This window comes from Kitasatospora sp. P5_F3 (assembly GCF_054049135.1).
The window spans coordinates 141,794-161,654 of record NZ_JBFUMY010000031.1; the positions used below are offsets into that span (position 1 = coordinate 141,794).

The following is a 19,861-nucleotide window of genomic DNA, read 5'->3' on the forward strand; positions in this document are numbered from 1 at the left end:
CCCGCGCGTGGGTGGTGTCATGCCCGGACGGTGGGGAGGGGGGCAAGTTGATGCTCCGCGAGAAGAGCGGGACGGTGCGGGTCGCCGAGCCCGACCAGCGGCAGGCCAGGCACGGCCGGCCGAAACCGGTGGGCGCCCGCTTCCGGCTGCCCGGCTTCCGGTTCTCCGGCGCCGCGATGGCGATGTCCACCGTGGTCGGCATCAGCGTGGCCACCACCTGGCTGGTCAGCCAGCAGCAGAACGTCGGCCGGCCGCCCGGGCTCATCAACGTCGGCGCCAGCCCGCCCGGGCCGAGCCCCGACGCCGTCCCGCAGCAGGTCGCGAGCAACTCGCCCGCCCCCAGCGCGACGACCACCACGCCCGGCCCGTCCGTCAAGACCGGGAACCCGACCACCAGAACCAGCCAGCCCCCGGCCCGCCCGGTCACCGCAGGGCCGACGCCGTCCCGGAGCTCCGCGCCGCCGTCGCCCGTCACCGGGGCCCCCGTCGCGCCGTCGGGCTCCCCGAGCCCGTCCGAGTCCGAGTCCGCCGTGCCGTCGGCCGGTCCGTCCCTCGGCCCGCCGACCGGCCACGGCCCCAGCCAGCCGCCGATCGCCGCCGCACAGCCCGCCGGCGGCGTCCCGGCCGACAGTGTCCCGGCCGCCAAGGCGCCGGAGGTGCTGACCGGCCTGGCCGAATGCCGGCCGCTCGGCCTCTCGGGCACCCGGCACACCCTGGAGCTGACGGTGGTCGCGCCGGTCACCGCGCTGCAGGTCGAGTTCCGCCTCGAGCGGCCGACCGCACTGCCCGGCACCCTGCCCTGGAGCAACCTGCCGGGCACGGTGGTGACGGTCCTTCAGGAGCGCGGCACGGTGATCTACCGCTTCACCCTCACCCCGGGTCTGGACGTCGAGCCCGGCGCGTACGTCTTCGCCGTGCACGGTGCCACTTCCCTGGTGGACCCGCTCGCCACGCGCCCGAGCCTCGCCCCCGAGGAGACCTGGACCGCCTCGGCGTTCAGCCTGCTGGACGAGCCGCGCGCGGTGGCCGTCCGGGGCCTGTTCGGCTGATCCGTACGCGGTGGCCCGGGGGCATCCCCCGGGCTCAGGGGTGGACCGGCCGGCCGGGAACAGGCTGCTCGCGAGCAGCCGGGCGGTGATGTCGCCGCGCTTTCCGCCCGACGGGATCTCGGCGAAGTACCGCTCCAGATAGGCGCTCTGCAGCTGCTCCGAGCCCGACTGCCAGAACCCCTGGGCGGTCGCGTTCAACTGCGCGTTGGAGAGCCCGCCGGCCGGGTCGAACAGCAGCGCCCAGGCCCTCGCCTTGTCCTCGGCGCCGGGCAGCGCGGCCCGGGCCCGGGCAGCGCCCTCGGCCGCCGTGAGCCCGGGGTCGGCGGCCAGCTCGACCGCGATCCGCTCCTCGCCGATCACGCCCTGCGCCGCCAGCCGGAGCAGCGCGGCCCAGCGCAGCGAGGCGCTGAGCTCCGCCCCGTACGCCCCGTCGGCCAGCCAGTGCTCCAGCTCGGTGAGCTGCCCGGTGCCGGTCGCGTTCTCGATCGCGGACTTCAGTGCGGCCAGCCGCAGCCCCTGGTCCACCTCCGGCCGGGCCAGCAACTCCCGTGCCACCGTGGCGAGTCGGGCTTCGGCGGCCGGCCGGTCGGCCGGTGCCAGGCAGGGCAGCAGGCGGAGCCGGGAGTAGGTCAGCACCGCCTCCACGATGGCGTCCACCGGCTCGCCCGGCAGGTGCGCGGCGACCAGGTCCAGGTAGGCGGCGGGCGGCAGTTCGCCGTCCCGGGTGAGGTCCCGGGCGTGCTCCCAGAGCACCGCGCGGGTCAGCGGGTCCTCGATCAGCGAGAGCGAGGAGCTGACGGTCCGCCAGGAGTGCTCGTCCAGCCGGATCTTGGCCCAGCTGAGGTCGCCGAAGTTGGGCAGCAGCAGGGCCGGGCGCGGTGCACCGGCCAGCTGCGGCAGGGCGGTCGGCCGGCCCGGCTCGACCTCCACCTCGAAGGACTCGCGCAGCACCGGCCGCCCGTCGGCGTCCAGATCGAAGACACCCAGACCGACCAGGTGCGGACGGCTGCCGTCCGGCATCAGCTCGGCCGAGACGATCCGGTCGCCGTCGTCCTGGTACGAGACCGCCAGGCGCAGGGTGTCGACGCCGCTGGTGCGCAGCCAGCGCTCCGCCCAGCCGTGCACGTCCCGGCCGCTGCTCTGCGCCAACACCTCCAGGAAATCGGAGAGTTCGGCGTTGCCGAACCGGTGCCGGGCGAAGTGCTCGTTGATGCCCGCGAAGAACGCCTCGTCGCCCAGCCAGGCGACCAGCTGGCGCAGCGCGGCGGCGCCCTTGGCGTAGGAGATGCCGTCGAAGTTGCTCATCGCCTCGGCGACGCTCTCCAGCCCGTTCGCGGCGATCGGGTGGGTACTGGCGCGCTGGTCGGCGTCGTAGCCCCAGCCCTTTCGCTTGACCGCGAAGCCGCTCCAGGAGTTGGTGAACCGGGTGGCCTCCGCCGCCACCCGGTAACCCAGGTACTCGGCGAAGGACTCGTTCAGCCAGATGTCGTCCCACCAGCGCAGGGTGACCAGGTCACCGAACCACATGTGGGCCATCTCGTGCGCCACCACCATGGCCCGGGAGGCCCGTTCGGCCTCGGTAGGCGCGGAGTGGAAGAGCATCTCCTCGGCGAACACCACGCAGCCCGGGTTCTCCATCGCGCCCCAGTTGAACTCGGGCACGAAAGCCTGCTCGTAGCGGCCGAACGGGTAGCGCTGGTCGAAGAGTTCGTGCAGCCGGTCGAGCGAGGCGCGGGTCACCTCGAACAGCTCCGCGGCCTCCCGGTCCAGGTCGGCGGCCAGCGCCCGGCGGCCGTGCAGGCCGAGCGGGATGCCGTCGTGCTCGGCGTACACCGAGTGCAGCGGGCCCGCCACCACGGTGAACAGGTAGGTGGAGATCGGCAGCGTCGGCTCGAACTCCCAGCGCCCCTCGGCGACCTGCTTGCCCGCACCGTTGCCGAGCACCGTCCAGCCGGCCGGAGCGGTGGCGGTGATGGTCAGCGGTGCCTTGAGGTCCGGCTGGTCGAAGCAGGGGAAGACCAGCGGGGCCAGGTCGGGGCCGCAGGTCGCGTACAGGTAGACCTCGCCGTCGGCGGGGTCGGTGTAGCGGTGCAGGCCCTCGCCGGTGCTGGAGTAGTTCTGGTCGGTCTCCAGCCGCAGCTCGTTCTCGGCCAGCAGGCCGGTGAGCTGCAGCCGGTTGCCGTCCAGAGCGGCCGGGTCGAGTTCGGTGCCGTTCAGCACGGCCCGGTGCAGGGTCTGCGGGCGGAGGTCGAGGAAGGTCCCGGCTCCGGCCTCGGCGCTGCCGAACCGGATCACGGTGGTGCAGCCGAACACCGTCTCGCCCCGGGTCAGGTCGAGGTCGATGGCGTAGCCGTGCACCTGCAGGAGCTGGGCACGGGTGCGTGCCTCGGTACGTTGAAGAGCTGGCATCCCTGCATGCTTCCCCAGCCCGGCACCCCGTTCAAGACCATTTCGCAGCATTCCGCTCAGAGCGGCACTGCGCGGCACTGCGCCGCGGACTGCTGTCGCCACACGGCGCCGAGCCGGGTCGGACGGGCCGTCGGTTGGTTAGGCTCAGGGCCAGGCACACCAGCCAGTTGAGCGCGCATCAGGAGGAGCACAGTGACGACGGTCCTGACTCAGGGCGGCAACGCGCCGTTGACCGCGGCCCGGGTGACGGTCGAGGTGACCGCGCCCAAGGCGCTGGACGTCTCGGGGCTGCTGCTGACCGAGTCGGGCAAGGTCCGCTCGGACGCCGACTTCGTCTTCTTCAACGCGCCGAACGGGCCCGGGGTGACGCACCGTCCGGCGGCGGGCGGCGTACCCGACGCGATCACCGTGGACACCGGCGCGGTACCGGCCGGGATCGACAAGATCGTGGTGACGGCCAGTCTGGACGACGCGGGGGCCACCTTCGCGGGCACCGAGCCGACCGCCACCCTGCGGGACGCCGACACCGGCGCCGTACTGCTCACCTTCACCCCGCCCCGGCTGACCCGGGAGACCGCCCTGGTGGTGGTCGAGGTCTACCGGCGGGCCGGCGCCTGGAAGGTCCGCGCGGTGGGCCAGGGCTACGCCAACGGGCTGGCCGGGATCGCCACCGACTTCGGCGTCTCGGTGGACGACTCGCCCGCGCCGCCGCCGATGCCGACGTCCGCTCCCACCCCTGCCGCCCCGGCCACTGCCACGCCCCCGAGGCCGGTCACCCCGCCCGCCGTCCCGGCCTCGCTCACCAAGGTCACCCTGGACAAGGGCAAGGTCAGCCTGGCCAAGGGCGGCTCGGTCTCGCTGGAGAAGGCCGGCAAGCCGTTCCTCTCCGCGATCCGGATGGGCCTCGGCTGGGAGCCGGCCGGCCGCGGCCGCAACGTCGACCTGGACGCCTCCTGCATCGCCTTCGACGCCCAGCGGAACAAGATCGAGACCGCCTGGTTCATGAAGCTCTCGATCTTCAACGGCGCGATCGCGCACTCCGGCGACAACCTCACCGGCGAGGGCGCGGGCGACGACGAGTCGATCACCGTCCATCTGGAGGGCCTGCCGCCGGAGGTCTGCGGCCTGGTCTTCGTGGTCAACTCCTTCTCCGGCCAGAAGTTCACCGACGTCAAGAACGCCTACTGCCGCCTGCTGGACGCCGGTTCGGGCCAGGAGCTGGTCCGCTTCGACCTCACCACCTCCGAGCCGCAGACCGGCGTGGTGATGTGCAAGCTGGTCCGCCAGTACTCCGGCGAGTGGGTGATGACCGCCATCGGCGAGTACGTCAGCGCCAAGACCGCCCGCGCCATGGTCAAGCCCGCGGGCGCGATGCTCTGACCGGACGCCGAAGGGGSCGGGGGCGGGTTGCCGCCTCCGGCCCCTTCCGGTGTCACCCGTCAGCCTCGGGTGGCCATCGCGCGGAGGAAGAAGGTCAGGTTGGCCGGGCGCTCGGCCAGGCGGCGCATGAAGTAGCCGTACCACTCCTGGCCGTACGGGAGGTAGACCCGCATGGTGTTGCCGGCCTCGGCGAGCCGGAGCTGCTCCTCGGGGCGGATGCCGAAGAGCATCTGGTACTCGAAGCTGTCCCGGCCGCGGTGGTGCCACTCGGCCAGCTGCCCGGCGATCTTGATCATGTTCGGGTCGTGCGAGGCGACCATCGGGTAGCCCTCGCCGTTCATCAGGACCTTGAGGGCCCGGACGTACGCCAGGTCGACGTCGCGCTTGCCCTGGAAGGCGACCGACTCGGGCTCCTTGTAGGCGCCCTTGCAGATCCGCACCCGGGACCCGGCGGTGGCGAGGTCGCGGCAGTCCGCCTCGGTGCGGCGCAGGTACGCCTGGAGCACCACGCCGAGCCACGGGAAGTCGGCGCGCAGCTCGCGGGCGATCGACAGGGTGGAGTCGGTGGTGGTGTGGTCCTCCATGTCCAGGGTGACCGTGGTGCCCGCCTCGGCGGCCGCGGCGCAGATCCGCCGGGCGTTCTCCAGCGCGATCTTCTCGCCGTCGACCGGGAGGAACTGACCGACCGCCGAGAGCTTGACCGAGACCTCGGCGTCGGCGGCCAGGCCGGTGTCCGTGAGCGCGGAGAGCAGGTGCTCGTACGCCTCGGCGGTGCCGGCCGCCTGCTCGGCGTCCTTGGTGTCCTCGCCCAGGTGATCCAGGGTCACCTTGCGGCCGGTGGCGATCAGTTCGTCGGTGGCGGAGACCGCCTGGTCGAGCTGCTCACCGGCGACGAAGCGCTCGACTATCGCGTGGGTGGGCGGGAACTTCTCGACGACGGTACGCACCTGCGGGGAGCGGGAGGCGGCGAGGAGGGCGGAACGGAGCATCGGTACTCCTGGCGATGATTCAGCGGGGGAAGAAGGGGGTGGGGCGGCGGCTGAGGGTGTTTGCCGCCGCCCCATGAGCACTCAGGGCTGGGTCAGCCCATGTGCGGGTAGCGGTAGTCCGTCGGCGGGACGAACGTCTCCTTGATGGAGCGGGTCGAGGTCCAGCGCATCAGGTTCTGCTTGGCGCCGGCCTTGTCGTTGGTGCCGGAGGCCCGGGCACCGCCGAAGGGCTGCTGGCCGACCACGGCGCCGGTCGGCTTGTCGTTGATGTAGAAGTTGCCCGCCGCGTTACGGAGCTTCAGCATCGCGTGCTGGACGGCCTCGCGGTCCTGGGAGATGATCGCGCCGGTCAGCGCGTAGCTGGACACCGACTCCATCTGGGTCAGCATCGCGTCGTACTCGTCGTCCTGGTAGACGAGGACCGACAGGATCGGACCGAAGTACTCGTCCTTGAAGTACTCGGAGGCCGGGTCGGAGCAGACCAGCACGGTCGGGCGGACGAACCAGCCGACCGAGTCGTCGTACGTGCCACCGGCCAGCACCTCGACCGAGGGGTCGGCCTGGGCGCGGTCGATCGCGGCCTTGTTCTTGGCGAACGAGCGGTCGTCGATGACGGCGCTCATGAAGTTCGTCAGGTCGGTGACGTCACCCATCGTCAGGCCGTCCACCTCGTCCCGGAAGTCGTCCTTGATCTGGGCCCAGAGCGAGGCCGGGACGTAGGCGCGGGAGAGCGCCGAGCACTTCTGGCCCTGGAACTCGAAGGCCCCGCGGGTCATCGCGGTCTTCAGCACGGCCGGGTCGGCGGACGGGTGGGCGACCAGGAAGTCCTTGCCGCCGGTCTCGCCGACGATCCGCGGGTAGGAGCGGTAGTTGGCGATGTTCGCGCCGACCTCGCGCCACAGGTGCTGGAACGTCGCGGTGGAGCCGGTGAAGTGAATGCCCGCCAGCTCGGGGCGCTTGAGCGCGACCTCGGAGACGTCCCTGCCGTCACCGGTGACCATGTTGATGACGCCCTTGGGCAGACCGGCGGCCTCCAGCAGCTGCATCAGCAGGTGCGCGGAGAACTGCTGGGTCGGGGAGGGCTTCCACAGCACCACGTTGCCCATCAGGGCCGGGGCGGTGGGCAGGTTGAGGGCGATCGCGGTGAAGTTGAAGGGCGTGATCGCGTAGACGAAGCCCTCCAGCGCACGGTGGTCGCTACGGTTCCAGACGCCCTCGGAGGAGATCGGCTGCTCGGCGATGATCTGCCGGGCGAAGTGCACGTTGAAGCGCAGGAAGTCGACCAGCTCGCAGGGGGTGTCGATCTCCGCCTGCTGCGCGGTCTTGGACTGGCCGAGCATGGTGGCGGCGGCCAGCGTCTCGCGCCAGGGGCCGGCCAGCAGGTCGGCGGCCTTGAGGAAGATCGCGGCGCGGGAGTCGAAGGAGAGCGCCTGCCAGGCCGGGGCGGCGGCCAGGGCAGTGTCGATGGCCTCGCGCGCGTCGTCCTGGGTGGCGTTGCGCAGCGTGCCGAGCCGAGCCGCGTGGTTGTGCGGCTGGACGACGTGGAACTCGGAGCCGCCGCCCATGCGGCGCTCCCCGTTGATCGTCATGGTCAGCTGGACCGGCTCCTGGCCGCCCAGCTCCTTCAGCTTGGCCTCCAGCCGGGCCCGTTCGGGGCTCCCGGGGGCATAGCTGTGGACCGGCTCGTTAACCGGCGCGGGGACCTGGGTCACAGCATCCATGGCGCACGCTCTCCTTCTCGTCATGGGAAGGCCGGTGAGGGTCGCACTCCGGCCATGACGAAACGCTAGCCCGCCCGCCCCATGCAGCAGATTGGCCGGGCGGCCAAAGTCATCCGTTCGGAGTTGTCGGACCGGATGAACAGCTGTCCGGAACGCGACTAAAGTCGGTTCCGTTCCCACCGGAAGAGGAGGCCGCAGGTGACCACCCCCGGGCTGCCGCTGCGCCAACTGCTGATGGCGCTGGGCGAGCCGCTGGTCGAGTTGCAGGCCGCGCCGGCCGGTCTGGACGTACCGGTCCGGGACGTGGCGATCCTGGATCCGGAGGACCCGGCGACCGCGCAGCCCGGCGAGCTGGTGCTGGCGATCGGGGCCCGCGGCCGGGCCGCGCTGCCCGCGCTGCGGGCGGCCGGGCGGGCGAAGGCGGCGGCGGTCGCGGTGAAGCTGGACGGCCCCGGCCAGGCGGACGCGCTGCGCGAGGCGGCCACCGAGGCGGGCGTGGCGCTGCTGAGCGTGCGGCGGGAGACCCGCTGGGAGCACCTGGACTCACTGGCCCGGGCGATCATCGCCGGCCCCGACGCCCCGGAGAGCGGCGAGTACAACACCGGCGACCTGTTCTCGCTGGCCCAGACGGTGGCCGCACTGACCGGCGGGATCGTCAGCATCGAGGACACCTCCAGCCGGGTGCTGGCGTACTCGCGCTCCTCGGACAGCGACGAGGTGGACGACCTGCGGCGGCTCTCCATCCTGGGCTGGCAGGGGCCCGAGCCGTATCTGTCCAAGCTTCGCGAGTGGGGCATCTTCCAGCACCTGCGCAGCTCGGACACGGTGATCCGGATCGACCCGCACCCCGAGCTCGGCATCCGGCGCCGGCTGGCGATCGGCATCCGGGCCGGGGCGCAGCCGCTGGGCACCATCTGGGTCCAGGAGGGCGCCCGGCCGCTGGCCCCGCTGGCGGACCAGGCACTGGTCGGCGCGGCCCGGGTGGCGGCCGCCCAACTGGTGCGGCGGCGGCGGGAGTTGTCGGCCGACGTGCGGCTCACCCAGACCCTGCTGACCGGCCTGCTGGAGGGCTCCACCGGGCCGCAGTCACTGGCCACCCACCTCGGCCTGGAGCTCCGCCGCCCGGCCACCGTGCTGGCGTACGCGGCGAGTTCGCCCTCCGAGGGCTCCGACCTGGAGCTCACCCGGGCCGAGGTGACCGGCCTGATCTCGGTGCACACGGCCGCCAGGCACCGCTCCGCGCTGCTCGCGCCGATCGACTCCCGGGTGTACGTGCTGCTGCCCGAACTGCCCGCCGGGCTGGCGATGGTCACCGTCCGGGACTGGGCGCAGGAGGTGGTGGTGGCGGCCCGCGAGCACCTCGGGGTGCAGCTGCGGGCGGCGATCGGCTCGACCGTGGACGGGCTGGCGGCGGTGCCCGAGTCCCGGGCCCAGGCCGACCGGATCCTGGACGCGATGGGGCGCGGCGGGGTGGCCACCGAGGTCGCGGCGCTGATCGACGTGCAGGCCGAGGTGCTGGTGAGCGAGGTGCTGGCGCTGCTCCAGGAGCGCGGCGGCCTGCGCGACCCCCGGCTGACCGCGCTCAGCGAGTACGACCTGCGGCACGGCACCCGGCTGGCCGAGTCGGTGCTCGCCTGGCTGGACGCGCTCGGCGAGGTCCGGGTGGCGGCCGACGCCCTGCACATCCACCCCAACACCCTGCGCTACCGGGTGCGCCGGGCCGAGCAGTTGACCGGCATCGACCTGGCCCAGCCCCAGCAGCGCCTGCTGGCGATGCTTCAGCTCCGGCTCCCGGCCGAGCCGGACCAGGGGCACGCCTGAAACGACGGCTGCCCCCCCGCCGGGGCGGGGGGGGGGGGGGGGCCGACGCCCTGCACATCCACCCCAACACCCTGCGCTACCGGGTGCCGATGTTCAGGTCGTTGCGGGCGATCGGGTAGGTGAGGCCGTCCTCGGTGGTGCCGAAGAGGTGCGACACGCCCTCGCCGTCCTCGGCGATGACCAGGCCGCCGTACGGGGAGACGGTGATGTTGTCCGGGCCGTCGTAGTTGCCGTGGTCGCCCATCACGTCGGTGTTGACGCCGAGCAGCACCTTGAGGGTGATGGTGCGTCGGGCCGGGTCGTAGAACCAGACCTGGCCGTCGTGCTGCACCGGGCTCTCGGTGCGGGCGAAGCTGGCGACGAAGTAGAAGCCGCCGTCACCCCACCACATGCCCTCGAGCTTGCGGGAGCGGGTGACCTCGCCGTCCTTGAACTGCTTGCGGACGGAGACCGTCTTGGCGTCGCGGTCCGGGACGTTGACCCAGTCCACGCCGTACGTGGTGCCGATCTTGACGGCACGGGAGAGGTCGTCGACGAAGGTGCCGTGCGAGTCGAAGACCTTGAAGGCCTCCAGCTTGCCCGCGTCGTCGGCCAGGGTGCGCAGCTTGCCCTTGCCGTGCTTGAAGCCGGCCGGCGGGGTCCAGCGGTAGAGCAGGCCGTTCGGGCCGGCGGCGTCCTCGGTGAGGTAGGCGTGACCGCGCCGCGGGTCGATCACCACGGCCTCGTGCGGGTAGCGGCCGAAGGCCTTGACCGGCTTCGGGTCGCGGTTGGCCTCCTGGTCGTACGGGTCGACCTCGAAGATGTAGCCGTGGTCCTTGGTGAAGCCGTACTTGCCGGCCTTGTCCTCGGTCTCCTCGCCACTCAGCCAGGTGCCCCAAGGAGTCGCGCCACCGGCGCAGTTGGTCGCGGTGCCGGCGATGCCGACCCACTCCCTGACCTCCTTGCCGTTCTTGCGGACCTCGACCACGGTGCAGCCGCCGGCCGCGCCCGGGTCGTAGACGTGACCCTCCAACAGCGGGACGGGGTGCGGCCAGTCGGAGCGCGGGCCGCGCAGCTCGTGGTTGTTCACCAGCAGGGTGCCGCCACGCGGGCCCTGGAAGGCCGCGGTGCCGTCGTGGTTGCTGGGGGTGCTCTCACCGGTGACCAGCTTGGTCTTCCCGGTGTAGGTGATCACCTGGTACTGGAAGCCGCGGGGCAGCGCGAGGATGCCGTCCGGGTCCGGGAGCAGCTCGCCGTAGCCGGTGGCGCAGCGGGCCGCCTCGACCGACTCGGCCGCCGGGGCCTCGCCGCCGGACGGCGCGGCGATGGCGCCGGGGGCGGTCGCCAGCACCTCGGCGCTGCCGGCGATCAGGACGCCGGCCCCGATGGCGGTGGAACGGTTGACGAAGTCCCGACGGGACAGCGACATGTAGTCACTCCTGAGAGGTGGGGCCGCTGTCCGGATGCTCCCGGCCACGGCGTACTCGGTGACGGCGGGGTGGGCCGCCGCCGACCAGCAGACTCCGCGCCCGCGATGAACCCGAGGTGAACCCGACACCGCCACCGGGTGGTGATTTGCGGACCGTATCCGAACAAACGGACGGGACACCGTCAGATCGGATACGGCCCGTCAGCGCTCGACCCGCTCCACCCGCCACTGCTCCCAGGCCGTCAGCCAGGCCTCCTCGGTCACCGGTGCGGTGCCCGGAGTACGCGGGGCGCCGCCCAACCAGAGGCGCTCCCAAGCCCGTTGGGCCGGCAGGCTGGGCACCTCACTGGCGAACGCGGTGAACCGGATGACCTCCTCGACGGCGGCCTGGCCCTCCGGCGTGCCGATCGCCCAGTCGGTGTTCTGGGCCAGCCGGGTCAGGTGGTTGACCATCGCGGTGACCGCGTCGCCCGCCTCGTCCCTGGTCTCCGAGGCCAGCCGCATCTGCTGCCGGACAGCCGCCTCCCAGCGCACCGCGCCCGCCTCGCCGCGCAGCCGCCGGGGCAGCCTCGGCACCCGCCGGGCCCGGGCCTGCGCGGCCAGCAGCACCGCCTCGTGCACCGCGTGCTCGACCACCTCCCGGTGCGCCTCGAGACCTGCCACCGGCGGGAGTTCGCGCTCCTCCAGGATGGCCCGCTGGGCCTGCTGGCGGGCCAGCTTGCGCATCAGGTCGGTGCGGCCGAGCACGTACTTCTCGAAGTCCTCGATCCGGCGCAGCTCGACCCCGCCCGGCGGGACGCCGCGCCCGGTCACCTGGACGGTCACGCCGTCCACCCGCAGCCGGCCCGCCCAGACCGGGGCCGGGGTGTCGCCCTCGGGGCGTCTGTCCTCGTGGATCTGCACTGCCCGGGGCTCGCCCTCGACCGTGATCCACTCGCGCAGCGCCCGGACCGCGCCGGGGCCGTCGCCCTCGTCGATCTCCAACTGCTCGTAGACCCGGTCGCGTTCGTCCTCGACCACGTCCTCCAGCTCCGGCAGCGGCCGCTGCTCGGCGCCGGGGCGGTAGGTACGGACCGTCACATAGGGGCCCTCGGCGGAACTCCAGTCGCCCGAGCGGACCTCGACCCAGCCCACCCGGCCGTTCTGCACCTCGTACTCGGCGAGCGCGTCGCTGTCCTCCGGCGGATCGGGGGCCGGCCGGGGCGCGCTCTCGTCGCCGCGCGCCGGGTCGGCCCGGTGCAGGCCAGGACCGCGCTCCGAACGGTCGACCCCGTACACCGGGAAGTCCGCGTCCGCGAGCACCTGACGGCTGTGCTCCTCGTGGTCGGCGTAGTAGTCCTCGGGCTCCTGGGGCCTGGTCGCGTTCTGCCTCGTCATCCTCTGCCGCACCCCCGCGTGCTCGCCTGACCGTCGTTCACGACCCACCGCACCGGGCCTGGCCCGGCACCCCGCGCCGCGTCCGCCCCACGATACGGGGCCAGGGGTCTGCTGGGCCATCAGCTTCGCTCGTACGGTTGGCAGCCCGGCGTCCCGGCCCCGTCCGGCCCGGATTGTCAGTAGCCTTGCCTACTCTGGGAGGTATGACCGCAGCCACTCCGGCCTTCCCCGCCCGGATCAGCATCGTCACCCTCGGGGTGACCGACCTGGCCGCCAGCACCGCCTTCTACCAGGCGCTCGGCTGGTCCCGCTCCGCCGCCTCCAACGACAACATCGTCTGGTTCCGCACCGCCGACTCGGCGCTCGGCCTCTTCCCCACCGAGGAGCTGGCCGCCGACGCGGGCGTCCCGGCGATCGGCGAGCCGTCCTTCCGCGGCGTCACCCTGGCGGTGAATCTGGAGTCCACCGCACAGGTGGACGCCGCTCTGAAGGTCGCGATCGAGGCCGGTGCCACCGTGGTCAAGCCCCCGGCCGCCACCGACTGGGGCGGCTACTCGGGCTACTTCGAGGACCCGGACGGCCACCTCTGGGAGCTGGCGCACAACCCGTTCTTCCCGTTCACCGAGAGCGGCCAGCTCGACCTGCCGTAGGCTCCGGGCCGTGGATGCCAACCACTATCTGCTGACCTCGGTCTGGCGGCTGACCGCCGAGCCGTCCCGGGTCTACCGCACCCTCCAGGACGTCGAGCAGTACCCGAAGTGGTGGCCACAGGTCCGGTCGGCGCACCGGCTGACCGACCACAGCGGCGAGCTGCTGATCCGCTCCGTACTGCCGTACCGGCTCCGGCTGACCGCCACCGAGCGCGAGCAGGACGGGACCGCCCTGACCCTGACCCTGACCGCAGACCTGACCGGCGACCTGGTCGGCTGGTCCCGCTGGACGGTCCACCCCGAGGGCACCGGCAGCCGGGCGGTCTTCCAGGAGGAGGTCCGCCCGGCCAAACTGCTGATGCGCCGACTGGCCCCGGTCGCCCGCCCGCTCTTCCTGGCCAACCACGCGGCCATGATGCGCGGCGGCCACCGCGGGCTCCGCCGGCTGCTGGCCGGGCCCTGACCCGCCGTCAGCCGTTCTGTTGCGAGCGTGCCTTGAACGCGGCCTTCCTGGCCTCCTTGGCCACCGTACGGTTCAGGTGCAGCTCGCCGATCGCCTCCAGCACGTCCGCCGTGTACGGGTGCCTGACCCGCCACAGCTCGCCGAAGTAGCTGGCCGGGTTGTCGGTCACCGGCAGCTCGGAGATCAGCCGGTGCAGCACCTCCGCCTCGCCCTCGCTGGTCAGCAGCTGGGCCGCGAAGCCGTCCACCATCGTCCACAGCACCATGCCGCGCTCCGGTGCCGTCACCTCCTGGCCCTGCTCGCGCAGCCAGACCCGGACCGCCCCGCCCAGCTCCGGGTCGTCCAGCACCTCGACCGCGGCCGGGCGGGCCGCCTCGCCGATCGTCTCCAGCGCCTGCACGCTGAGCAGCCGCCGGACCGGGCTGTACGGGTCGGTGCCCCGGGAGGCCGCCAGCAGCTCCCGCGCGGCGGTCTCCGGGTCACGTCCGGCCAGCCAGACCAGCACCTCGCGCTCGGGCAGCACGTTCGCGGTCTCGGAGACCGCACGCAGCAGCGCCTCGGCGTCGCCCTGCGCCAACTCGCCCACCAGCGGGGCGTCGTAGCCCTCCTCGAGCAGCCACTGCCGGACCCCGTACTGGCCCAGCGGGGTCAGCCGGACCAGCCCGAAGCGGGCCGACTCCTCGTCGCTCAGCTCGCCGTCGCCGACCGGGGAGTCCTCCTCCTCGAACAGCTCGGGGTCGATCGGCTGGTACTCCAGCAGGCCCATCTCCGCCAGATCACCCAGCATCGGGTCCAGAGCGATCATCAGATCGGTGATGTCGCCGAGCAGTTCCTCGTCCGGCTCCTCGCCCTCCGGGACCACCAGCAGCGCGGCCAGCACGCCCAGCGGCACGGTCTCCTCGCCCGGCTCGGCGAAGGCGGTGGTCTCGTAGAGCACCTGGAGCGCCTCGTCCAGCAGCTCGGCCGCCGCCTTGCGGGACTCCTCCACCGCCGCGAGCCGCTCCTCGTCGTCCTCCTCGGCCTCGGCCTCCTCGTCCGCCAGGTCCAGCGAGTCCGCCTCGGTGGCCAGCTCCCGGACGATCCCGGCGGCGGTCAGCCAGAGCTCGAGCACGGTCTCCTCGTCACCCGCCTCGGCCGGCTCCAGGTCCGGGCCCGGGATCGCCACGTGCTCGCCCGCCTCGGTGGTACCGATCTCCACCAGGTCCAGGTCGCAGGCCAGCGACCAGGACCGCATCGCCTCGACCTCGGCATCCTCGCCCGTCCCGAGACCGAGCAGCTCGGCGGCCGGCGCCCGGTCCTCGCCGACCAGGTCGCCGAACTCGTCCACCGGGCGGTGCGGAGCGGCCCAGCGGGCCAGCTTCAGCGCCTGTGCGATCAGCGGCACCGCGAGCGCGGCCTCGGCCAGCTCCCGCTCGGAGGGCAGCTGGATCGGGGGCACCAGCACCGCCGCGTCGTCCTCGTCCTCGTCCTGCCCGTGCGCGGCGAACGCGCCGTACAGGTCGGCCAGGTCGTAGTCGGCGGGCAGCAGGCGCTCGGCAGCCGCGCGGTCCGACCCGGAGCTGGCCGACGGGTTGTCAGGGGTGCTGCTGCTGGGTCCGGACATCGTTGCGAGGTCTCCCGTGGTGGCGGTGGTCACTGCCCGAGGGACCGTCTGGGTGGCGGTCCATCAGCTCAGCGTATCCGTACCGGCCACCGCCTGCCGGAGCCGCACGCCGGAAGTCACCGCGTCGCCGTCCCATCTGACACAGTCCGTCCGCCACCTGCCGACGTGGCGCAGCCGACACCGGGGACCGGCCTGGGGCACGCCCCTGACCACGTATCCTGCATCAGGAACGGTGCACAACCCTGGTACCGGCCATCGGGCAACGAAGCCCGCCCCGCACACCCCGCCCCACCAGGGCTCACCGTCTCGGCCACCACCCCCGGCCAGGTCCGGCCCTCGGTGGTGCCCGGCCACAGGAGACCCCTGACATGGCGGACCTCTCCCCCGCCGGCGCCCGACTGTCCCCCGCACAGTTCGAAGGACGCCGACTCTCGGAGGCCCTGCTCCCCCTGGAGCTCGCACCACGCACGCAGCTCCAGCTCGCCGCGATCAGCCGCTGGAACGCGCTCCGCGGCATCCGGGTCGGCCTGGTGGCCGCCGCCCTGCTGTTCCTGCTGATCGGCGCCAACCTGGCCACCCCGATCTACCCGGTGCTCCAGCGGCAGCTCGGCCTGACCGCGCTCGACACCACCATCCTCTTCACCGTGTACGTCTTCGCCCTGGTCCCGGTGCTGGCCGCGGTCGGCCACTGGTCCGACCACCTCGGACGGCGCGCGATGATCCTGCCCGCCGTGGCCCTGGCGGCCGGCGGCGACGTGCTGTTCGCCACCGCGGGCAGCTTCTGGCAACTGGCCCTCGGCCGGGCCGTCCAGGGCATCGCGGTCGGCTTCGCCACCGGCGCCGCCGGAGCCGCGCTCGGCGACCTGCTGCCCGACCACCCGACGCTGGCCGCCAAGCTCACCCTGGCCTGCTCGGCCGGCGGCGTGGCGCTGGGCCCGGTGGTCGGCGCCACCCTCTCCTCCGGCGAGCACCCGCTGCTGACGCCCTTCCTGCTGCACGCCATCGCGCTGCTGGCGCTCTGCGTCCCGCTCGCCCTGGTGCACCCCCGGATGCCCGGACGCCGACGTGCGCCCGCCGCACCGCCGCGCATCACCACCCCCGCCCACCTGCGCCCGCAGCGCCTGCGGCTGCCGCGCACCGGCCGCCGCGAGTTCCTGCTCGCCTCCGGCGCGGGCTTCGTCTCGTACGCGGTCTTCGGGGTCTACCTCAGCCTGGCCCCGGCCTTCTCCGCCAAGCTGCTGGACACCACCTCCTCGCTGACCGGCGCGGTGGTCGCCGCCCTGCTGCTCGGCTCCTCCGCCACCGCCCAGCTGCTGGTGCCGCCGACCGCCGACCGCCTGGTGATCGCCCTCGGCATGGCCGGCCTGGCCGCCGGCCTGGCCCTGGTGGTCACCGCGCTCTTCACCGGCACCCCGGCTCTGCTCTTCCTGGGCAGCGTGCTCGGCGGCTGCTGCCAGGGCGTGGCCTTCCGCTCGCTCTTCACCACCGCCGTCGCCGCGATGAACCCGGAGCGACGCGGCAGCGAGCTCTCCACCCTCTGGGTGATCGTCTACCTCGGCTCCTCCCTCCCGATCGTCGCCGTCGGCGCCCTGACCCAGCGCTACGGCCTGCTCCCGGCCGTCAGCGGCTTCGTCTGCGTCGCGGCCCTGGCCTGCCTCGGTCTGGCCGGAGCGGTGCTCCGCAAGAGCAGGTAGGGCATACGGCAAGGGCCCGGCACTCCGTGGTGGAGTGCCGGGCCCTGCTGTGTGACGGCTGATCAGACGTTGAAGCCGAGCGCGCGGAGCTGGTCGCGGCCGTCGTCGGTGATCTTGTCCGGGCCCCACGGCGGCATCCAGACCCAGTTGATCCGGAGATCCTGGACCAGGCCGTCGGTGGCGGTCTTGGCCTGGTCCTCGATCACGTCGGTGAGCGGGCAGGCCGCCGAGGTGAGGGTCATGTCGATGGTGGCCACGTCGGACGCGTCGATGTGGATGCCGTAGATCAGGCCCAGGTTGACGACGTCGATGCCCAGCTCGGGGTCGACGACGTCCATCAGGGCCTCGGTCAGGTCCTCGACGGAGACGGTGCCGGCCGTGGTGCCGACGATCACGGTCGGGCCCTCGGTCGAGGGCGCCGCCGCCTCGGCCGGCGTGCCGGTCTCGGTGTCGCTCATGAGTGCTTCCTTAAAGGTCGTCAGACGGCGGGGTGTTCGGCGAGCGCCTTGGCGGTGGCGTCCTTCCAGGCCATCCAGCTCAGCAGCGCGCACTTGACCCGGGCCGGGAACTTGGAGACACCGGCGAACGCGACCGCGTCCTCCAGTACGTCCTCGTCGCCGACGCCCTTGCCCTTGCTCTGCATGAGCTCCAGGAAGGCCTCCTGGATCGCCTGCGCCTCGCCCACGGTCTTGCCGACCACCAGGTCGTTCAGCACCGAGGCGCTGGCCTGGCTGATCGAACAGCCCTGGGACTCGTAGGAGACGTCGGCCACCACTGCGCCGTCGAGCCGCACCCGCAGGGTGATCTCGTCGCCGCAGGTCGGGTTGACGTGGTGCACCTCGGCGTCGCCGTCCCGCAGCCCCTTGCCGTGGGGGTTCTTGTAGTGCTCCAGGATGATCTCCTGGTACATCGAGTCGAGCTTCATTCCGCGCTCACCCCTCAGCCGAAGAAGTTCCGGACGTGGTGCAGGCCGTCGATCAGTGCGTCGACATCGGCCGGCGTCGAGTACAGGTAGAACGACGCCCTGGTGGTCGCCGGAATTCCGTACCTCAGGCAGACCGGCCGCGCGCAGTGGTGGCCGACCCGGACCGCGATGCCCTGCTCGTCGAGCACCTGGCCGACATCGTGCGGGTGGATGTCGCCGAGCACGAACGAGATCGCCGCACCCCGGTCGACAGCCGTGCGCGGGCCGATGATCCGCAGGTCGGGGACCTCGAGCAGCCGCTGCACCGCGTACTCGGTGAGGGTGTGCTCGTGCGCGGCGATCCGGTCCATGCCGATGGCCGACAGGTAGTCGATGGCCGCACCGAGCCCGACCGCCTGGGCGATCGGCGGGGTACCCGCCTCGAACTTGTGCGGCGCCGGGGCGTAGGTCGAGGCGCCCATGGTGACGGTCTCGATCATCTCGCCGCCACCGAGGAACGGCGGGAGGTCCTCCAGCAGCTCCTGACGGCCCCACAGCACGCCGATGCCCGTCGGGCCCAGCATCTTGTGGCCGGTGAAGGCGACGAAGTCGGCGCCCAGCTCCTGCACGTCCAGCACCATGTGCGGGACGGCCTGCGAGGCGTCGATCAGCACCAGCGCGCCGACGTCCTGGGCGCGCCGGACGATGGCCTCGACCGGGTTGATCGTGCCCATCAGGTTGGAGACCAGCGTGAAGGAGACGATCTTCGTCTTCTCGGTGATCAGCTCGTTGATGTTCGACAGGTCGAGCCGGCCCTCGTCGGTCAGGCCGAACCACTTCAGCTTCGCGCCGGTGCGCTGCGAGAGCAGCTGCCACGGCACGATGTTGGAGTGGTGCTCCATCTCGGTGATGACCACCTCGGCGTCGGCGTCGACGCGGTACGGCTCATCGGCCCAACCCAGCATGTTGGCAACGAGGTTGAGCGACTCCGAGGCGTTCTTGGTGAAGATCACCTCGTCCCGGCTCGGCGCGTTGATGAACGCCGCGACCTTGTCGCGGGCGCCCTCGTACAGCGCCGTGGCCTCTTCGGCCAGCACGTGCACGCCGCGGTGCACGTTGGCGTTGTGCCGCTCGTAGTAGCCGTTCAGCGCGTCGAGCACCTGCTGGGGCTTCTGCGAGGTCGCCGCGTTGTCCAGGTAGACCAGGGGCTTGTCGTCGTGCAGCACGCGCTGCAGGATCGGGAAGTCCTTGCGGATCGTCTCGCCGAACTCCTGTGCCTCGGCCAGCGCCGAGTCATGGGTTGTCACTCGGAAGCGCCACCCTTCACATAGGCCGCGTAGCCCTCGTTCTCCAGCTTGTCGGCGAGCTCGGCGCCACCGGACTCGACGATCCGGCCGGCCGAGAAGACGTGCACGAAGTCGGGCTTGATGTACTTCAGGATCCGGGTGTAGTGGGTCACCAGCAGGGTGCCCACCTCGCCGGAGGAGGCGACCCGGTTGATGCCCTCGGAGACCTGACGGAGCGCGTCGACGTCGAGGCCGGAGTCGGTCTCGTCGAGGATCGCGATCTTCGGCTTGAGCAGCTCCAGCTGGAGGATCTCGTGGCGCTTCTTCTCGCCGCCGGAGAAGCCCTCGTTCACGTTGCGCTCGGCGAAGGCCGGGTCCATCTGGAGGGTGGCCATCGCCTCCTTGACCTCCTTGACCCAGGTCCGCAGCTTGGGGGCCTCGCCGCGGATGGCGGTCGCGGCGGTGCGCAGGAAGTTGGAGACCGAGACGCCGGGGACCTCGACCGGGTACTGCATGGCCAGGAAGACGCCGGCCCGGGCGCGCTCGTCGACGGTCATCTCCAGCACGTTCTCGCCGTCCAGCAGCACCGAGCCGCTGGTGACGGTGTACTTCGGGTGACCGGCCAGCGTGTACGCCAGGGTGGACTTGCCGGAGCCGTTCGGGCCCATGATGGCGTGGGTCTCACCCTGCTTGACCGTCAGGTCGACGCCCTTGAGGATCTCGCGGGGACCGCTCTCGGTCTCGACGGAGACGTGCAGGTCACGGATTTCAAGCGTTGCCATATGTACTCAGGACTCCTGGTTGACGGAGACGAGCACATCGTCCCCTTCGATCTTTACGGGGTAGACGGGGACCGGCTTGGTCGCGGGCAGGCCCGAGGGCTTGCCGCTGCGCAGGTCGAAGCTGGAGCCGTGCAGCCAGCACTCGATCGCGCAGTCCTCGACCTCGCCCTCGGAGAGCGAGACGTTCGCGTGCGAGCAGATGTCGTTGATCGCGAACACCTCGCCCTCGGTGCGGACGATCGAGACCGGGACGCCGTTCAGCTCGACTCGCTTGGGAGTGTCCTCCGCCAAGTCGGCCAGCGCGCAGGCTCGGAGAAAGGTCATC

16 protein-coding genes are annotated in these 19,861 nt (G+C 72.2%); 5 read left to right on the forward strand and 11 right to left on the reverse strand.

Annotated features, from left to right (window positions below; genetic code table 11):
* Nucleotides 1-17 precede the first annotated feature (17 nt).
* Nucleotides 18-3,458 (reverse strand): aminopeptidase N, encoded by a 3,441-nt coding sequence (gene pepN / locus ACXJMZ_RS19750; protein WP_457031373.1) that lies wholly within the window; start codon nt 3,456-3,458, stop codon nt 18-20.
* A 204-nt stretch (nt 3,459-3,662) separates the two neighbouring features.
* Between pepN and ACXJMZ_RS19755 the strand changes: the two genes are divergently transcribed.
* Nucleotides 3,663-4,838: a TerD family protein gene (locus ACXJMZ_RS19755; RefSeq protein ID WP_457031444.1), complete on the forward strand. Its 1,176-nt coding sequence runs from the start codon at nt 3,663-3,665 to the stop codon at nt 4,836-4,838.
* Nucleotides 4,839-4,897: 59 nt separating this feature from the next.
* Here the strand turns inward: ACXJMZ_RS19755 and ACXJMZ_RS19760 are convergent, their stop codons facing one another.
* Nucleotides 4,898-5,827, reverse strand: a complete 930-nt coding sequence (locus ACXJMZ_RS19760; RefSeq protein ID WP_457031374.1) for a proline dehydrogenase family protein — start codon at nt 5,825-5,827, stop codon at nt 4,898-4,900.
* A gap of 92 nt (nt 5,828-5,919) precedes the next feature.
* On the reverse strand, nt 5,920-7,548 hold the full coding sequence (pruA, locus tag ACXJMZ_RS19765) for an L-glutamate gamma-semialdehyde dehydrogenase (protein WP_457031375.1): 1,629 nt from the start codon (nt 7,546-7,548) through the stop codon (nt 5,920-5,922).
* 198 nt (nt 7,549-7,746) lie between these two features.
* Here pruA and ACXJMZ_RS19770 point away from each other — a divergent pair, with 198 nt between their 5' ends.
* Complete coding sequence (locus ACXJMZ_RS19770) at nt 7,747-9,369, forward strand: PucR family transcriptional regulator (RefSeq protein ID WP_457031376.1); 1,623 nt, start codon at nt 7,747-7,749, stop codon at nt 9,367-9,369.
* A 76-nt stretch (nt 9,370-9,445) separates the two neighbouring features.
* On the opposite strand, the gene ACXJMZ_RS19775 is transcribed toward ACXJMZ_RS19770, so the two are convergent.
* Nucleotides 9,446-10,777, reverse strand: a complete 1,332-nt coding sequence (locus tag ACXJMZ_RS19775) for an alkaline phosphatase PhoX (RefSeq protein ID WP_457031377.1) — start codon at nt 10,775-10,777, stop codon at nt 9,446-9,448.
* 201 nt (nt 10,778-10,978) lie between these two features.
* Nucleotides 10,979-12,154, reverse strand: a complete 1,176-nt coding sequence (locus tag ACXJMZ_RS19780) for a hypothetical protein (RefSeq protein WP_457031378.1) — start codon at nt 12,152-12,154, stop codon at nt 10,979-10,981.
* 203 nt (nt 12,155-12,357) lie between these two features.
* Between ACXJMZ_RS19780 and ACXJMZ_RS19785 the strand changes: the two genes are divergently transcribed.
* Together ACXJMZ_RS19785 and ACXJMZ_RS19790 are read left to right on the forward strand one after the other, a co-directional pair.
* Entirely contained in the window at nt 12,358-12,804 is a 447-nt protein-coding gene (locus tag ACXJMZ_RS19785) for a VOC family protein (protein ID WP_457031379.1), read from the forward strand.
* A 10-nt stretch (nt 12,805-12,814) separates the two neighbouring features.
* Entirely contained in the window at nt 12,815-13,267 is a 453-nt protein-coding gene (locus tag ACXJMZ_RS19790) for an SRPBCC family protein (RefSeq protein WP_457031380.1), read from the forward strand.
* A 7-nt stretch (nt 13,268-13,274) separates the two neighbouring features.
* Here ACXJMZ_RS19790 and ACXJMZ_RS19795 read toward each other — a convergent pair whose 3' ends face one another.
* Entirely contained in the window at nt 13,275-14,870 is a 1,596-nt protein-coding gene (locus ACXJMZ_RS19795; protein ID WP_457031381.1) for a hypothetical protein, read from the reverse strand.
* Between the two features lie 368 nt (nt 14,871-15,238).
* Between ACXJMZ_RS19795 and ACXJMZ_RS19800 the strand changes: the two genes are divergently transcribed.
* Entirely contained in the window at nt 15,239-16,564 is a 1,326-nt protein-coding gene (locus ACXJMZ_RS19800; RefSeq protein ID WP_457031382.1) for an MFS transporter, read from the forward strand.
* A 62-nt stretch (nt 16,565-16,626) separates the two neighbouring features.
* Here the strand turns inward: ACXJMZ_RS19800 and ACXJMZ_RS19805 are convergent, their stop codons facing one another.
* Genes ACXJMZ_RS19805 through ACXJMZ_RS19825 form a run of 5 tightly spaced genes read right to left on the reverse strand, consistent with a single transcriptional unit; the run spans nt 16,627 to nt 19,860 of the window.
* On the reverse strand, nt 16,627-17,022 hold the full coding sequence (locus ACXJMZ_RS19805; RefSeq protein ID WP_457031383.1) for a metal-sulfur cluster assembly factor: 396 nt from the start codon (nt 17,020-17,022) through the stop codon (nt 16,627-16,629).
* Between the two features lie 20 nt (nt 17,023-17,042).
* Nucleotides 17,043-17,489: a Fe-S cluster assembly sulfur transfer protein SufU gene (sufU, locus tag ACXJMZ_RS19810; RefSeq protein ID WP_457031384.1), complete on the reverse strand. Its 447-nt coding sequence runs from the start codon at nt 17,487-17,489 to the stop codon at nt 17,043-17,045.
* A 14-nt stretch (nt 17,490-17,503) separates the two neighbouring features.
* On the reverse strand, nt 17,504-18,754 hold the full coding sequence (locus tag ACXJMZ_RS19815) for a cysteine desulfurase (protein ID WP_457031445.1): 1,251 nt from the start codon (nt 18,752-18,754) through the stop codon (nt 17,504-17,506).
* A gap of 17 nt (nt 18,755-18,771) precedes the next feature.
* Nucleotides 18,772-19,536 (reverse strand): Fe-S cluster assembly ATPase SufC, encoded by a 765-nt coding sequence (gene sufC / locus ACXJMZ_RS19820; protein WP_457031385.1) that lies wholly within the window; start codon nt 19,534-19,536, stop codon nt 18,772-18,774.
* Between the two features lie 6 nt (nt 19,537-19,542).
* Entirely contained in the window at nt 19,543-19,860 is a 318-nt protein-coding gene (locus ACXJMZ_RS19825; protein WP_457031386.1) for a bifunctional 3-phenylpropionate/cinnamic acid dioxygenase ferredoxin subunit, read from the reverse strand.
* Nucleotide 19,861: the final 1 nt, after the last annotated feature.